The organism is Bacillus norwichensis (assembly GCF_014836955.1).
In the GTDB taxonomy this organism is placed as follows: Bacteria; Bacillota; Bacilli; order Bacillales; family Bacillaceae_C; genus Siminovitchia; species Siminovitchia norwichensis.
This window is the reverse complement of the sequence record NZ_JACSPV010000102.1, coordinates 1-1,275: the sequence shown is the minus strand read 5'-3', so window position 1 is coordinate 1,275 and position 1,275 is coordinate 1. Positions and strand designations below refer to the sequence as shown.

Annotated in this window: 1 protein-coding gene; it reads right to left on the bottom strand. The window is 42.9% G+C overall.

Annotated features, from left to right (window positions below; all coding sequences use genetic code 11):
• Positions 1–1,204: ISL3 family transposase (locus H9631_RS22110; protein WP_404801767.1), on the bottom strand; the 1,204-nt coding region annotated here is incomplete at its 3' end.
• Positions 1,205–1,275: the final 71 nt, after the last annotated feature.

Genomic DNA, 1,275 nt, shown 5'->3' with positions numbered 1-1,275 from the left:
CAATTTTTTTATACTTATGTAAAAGCAGTATTCTCGCCCTTGCCCGAAGGAAATTCCTAAAACCAAAGGCGTTCCTCTTCATGACTTTTGTCAGATTATTAATCCCCTCTAGAAAGCCATTTGAGTAATCAAATAAAAAGCTGTTTAGTATCTCCGTCTGCCAGTTCCTCAATGTACGGATTGCCTTCACAAATTCAGGGAGCCCCTCTTGTTGGACCTTCCTGTAAAAATCAATAAGTCCTTGCTGAGTTTCTTTCATCTTTTCCTGTCCATTTTCCTTTGCCTGCTTGAACCAGCGACAATATGACTCTTTCAGCTCGTAAGCTCTGCGAAGCTCTTTGTCCATCCCGAGATACCTGTCCAAATACCAGCGGTCCTCTTCGGACAGCTTTTCACTGTCCTTGTAAAACACATAGCGCATCCTTTTACATTTCTTCCGGTCATAATCATTCCAATCAGCCTGGACTCTTCTTCTGACCCCATCAAGAGCCCAATAGATATAACGACAAAAATGAAAACGATCGGCTACAATAACCGGCCTACCCAGCGCCTTGCGGACAGCTGCTTTAAAAGAAGGGCTCATGTCCATAATCACCACTTCCACATTAGATCCATGTTTTTGGAGATAATCCTTGATGGTCTTCTTTTTTCGGTTTGGTAAGATATCAATGGGTTCCTTCGTTTCTCCGTTGGCAATAATCAATTGATACTTTCCTTCTTTAGTATCTCCTTTGTACTCATCTATGGCGATTATCCTAGGCAGCTCCTGAACCTCTGTCATTTCTTTTACGGCCAACCTGTCAAACCTGCGTATAACAGTCGATATGGAAACGCCAAACTGCTGGGCAACTTCCTTAAATGTCTTGGCCTTCACTGTTCGGACGGCTACTGCCCGATTCCATTCTATAGAAAGTCGTTGGTATCGATGAACAATAGGGTTGTCCTCTGCAAATCGCTTCCCGCACGAACAGGCATACCGGCGCTTTTTGTAGAAGAGGTACGTCAACCGTTCAAACCACTTTAAATGTTTGATCTTTTGCACTCGGTAATCGTGAATTTTCTTGGTTCTCCCCCCGCAGCTTGGACACTTGTGGACCCTGACATCCATTTCTATATGTAGCGCAATGCGGCCTTCCACTTCTTCCACTTTTGTGATCATTACATCTTCAAGGCCGGGGATTTTTATGGTAAAATTCATTTGCACGCAACTCCAATCTTTGCTTGTTTCTAGACAATTCAAGTATAAAAGAATTGGATGTTTGCGTGTGTTTTTTT